The organism is Saccharopolyspora sp. (assembly GCF_017434145.1).
Taxonomy (GTDB): domain Bacteria; phylum Actinomycetota; class Actinomycetes; order Mycobacteriales; family Pseudonocardiaceae; genus Saccharopolyspora_C; species Saccharopolyspora_C galaxeae.
In genome coordinates this window covers 1-2,490 of record NZ_JAFRFW010000546.1, presented here as the reverse complement: position 1 = coordinate 2,490, position 2,490 = coordinate 1, and the positions used below count along the sequence as shown (strand labels likewise).

Sequence of the window (2,490 nt, the reverse complement as noted above, 5' to 3'; positions counted from 1 at the left end):
GGCGAGATCGTCGCGGGCAAATTGCAGCGGCGACAGATTGACGGCGACGGTGCCGGGAATTTTTCCGTCCGCAGCGTCGCGGCAGGCGGTGCGCAGCGCCCATTCGCCCATGCCAATGATGGCCTCGGTCTCTTCCGCCAGCGGAATGAATTCGGCCGGCGAGATCATGCCGCGCTCGGGATGCGGCCAGCGCACCAACGCCTCCGCGGTGACCACCGTGCCGTCCCCGGCGACCACCGGCTGGTAGTGCAACGTGAGGCCGTCGTTGTTCAACGCCTCCCGCAGCTGCCCCTCCAGGTGCAGCTGGCGATCGGCGGACGCGATCAGCGCCGGACTGGCCAGCGAGACCTTGCCGGCGCCGCGCCGCTTCGCCTCGAACATCGCCGCGTCGGCGAACCGCAGCAGATCCCCGCCGCCGGAACCGCCGCCGCTGGGCACCGCGGCCCCGATCGAGGCCGAGACCCGGATCAGCTGACCGTGCACCGGCACCGCCGTGCGCAGCAGCCCGGAAACACGGGTGGCCAGCGAGTCCAGCCCACCGACCGCCTCGATGTCCGAGCAGATGATGACGAACTCGTCGCCGGACAACCGGGCCGCCGTGCACCCCTCCGGCAACCCGCCTTCCAACCGGCGAGCCAGCGCGACCAGCAGCTCGTCGCCCGCGTCGTGGCCGAGCGAATCGTTCACCCGCTTGAAGTTGTCGATGTCGCAGAACAGCACCGCGACGCTCGCCGGATCCACCCGCCCGAGCAGCGCGCCGAGCAGCTGCTTGACCGCGGCCCGGTTCGGCAAACCGGTGAGGTCGTCGTGGGTGGCCTGGTAGCGCAGCGCCTCGGCGGCGCGGCGGCGTTCGGTGATGTCCTGGAACACCACCAGCCAGAACCGCGTCCCGTCGTCCTGCACCGACAGCGACACGTGCAGCTCGCAGTACACCGGCTCGCCATCGGAGCGGACCAGCAACCGCTGCGGGACCTTCCGCCGTCCCGTGCGCGACGACGCGATCTCCTCCGAAGCCGTGCGCAGGCCGGAGTCCCGCTCGTCGGGATGGGTCATCTGCCGCGAGCTCATCCCGCGCAGCTGGTCCAGCCGGTATCCGAGCAGGTCGCAGAGCGCGTCGTTGGCATCCACCAGGTGCTCGCCCTGGTCGAACAACCCGATCCCGACCGGTGTGACCGCGACCAGGTCGGTGAACCGCTGCGTGGAGCGTTCCATCCGGGTCACCGCGGTGCGCTGCTCGGTGACGTCCTGCGCCGTGCCGACCAGCACGAGCCGGCCTTCCGGATCGCGGATCGCCGCGCCGTGCGCGCGGAAGGTGCGCACCGCGCCGTCCCGGCGGATGAACCGGTGCTCCAGCTCGACCGGTTCCTGCCGCTGCACCAGCCCCCGCCACGCCTGGTCCACCGCGGACCGGTCCTCCTGGTGCACCGAACCGATGTACTCGTCGTAGGTGCTGGGCGCGTCCGGCCGGGTGCCGCAGATCTCGTGCATCATCTCGGACAGCCGCGTCGCGCCGGTGTCCGGATCCCATTCCCAGGTGCCCAGCCGAGCCGCGCGTTGCGCGTCGTGCAGCTTGCGGCGTTCGTCGCGCAGCTGCCGTTCCAGGAGTCGCTGCTCGGTGACGTCCTGCACGGTTCCCTGGATCCGCTCGATCACCCCGGAGACGTCCCGCTCGACCCGGCCGGTGCACAGGAAGACGCGGTCGGTGTGGTCGTGCAGCTCCACTTCGACGAGCTCGCCTTCGGGCGCGGACTTCAACCGGGTGCCGAAGTCGGCGGCCTTGGCCCGGTCGTCGGCGCGCACCGCCAGCTCCAGGTCCGAGCCTTCCAGCAGGTCGGCGCCGCTGGCGGCGAACAGCTCCTTGAGCATCGGGCTGTGGTACATCTGCCCGGTTTCCGGGTAGATGCTCCAGCTGCCGACGCGGGCGATCTGCTGCGCCTCGATCAACCGGGCGCGTTCGTCGAGGATTTCGACACCGCTGTAGGGCTGGGCCCCGTCCGGGACCAGGTCGCGCACATCGGCCAGCACGGTCACCTGCAGCGATTCGTCGTCCGGACGCGGCCAGCTCAACGCCCGCACCGGCACGTCGCACTCCGCACGCAGCCGGGAGATCGGGCCGTCCCGCACCACCAGTGCGGAAAGCTCGCGACCTACCAGCGAATCCGCGTCCGCCACCCCCGCCAGCCGCACGGCCTCTTCGGTCACCTGCACGACCGTGCCGTCCGCGGTGCTCAGCAAGGCAGGCGCGGCGGGCAGCAGGCCCGCCCGGACGGGCACGTCGACCACCACGTTCCGACCACCGTCCGCCGCGGCGTCCCGGTCCGGCCCCGCCCCCGGAGTCCCGTCGGTCATCAGCACCCTCCTGCTCAGCGGCCTCGTTTCCGAGCACACCGACGACCGACCACCCGTGATCGGTACCACAGCGAGTTCCGAGCAGACCTTACCGGCACGGAGTCCGGCAAGAGCCGCTGGTCGTCGTCGATGCGGCGGCCG

General features: G+C 71.3%; 1 protein-coding gene. It reads right to left on the bottom strand.

Annotated elements, in window-relative coordinates:
- A partial coding sequence (locus tag IJH84_RS15135) for a bifunctional diguanylate cyclase/phosphodiesterase (RefSeq protein WP_295145548.1) occupies positions 1-2,349 on the bottom strand: 2,349 nt, incomplete at its 3' end.
- Positions 2,350-2,490: the final 141 nt, after the last annotated feature.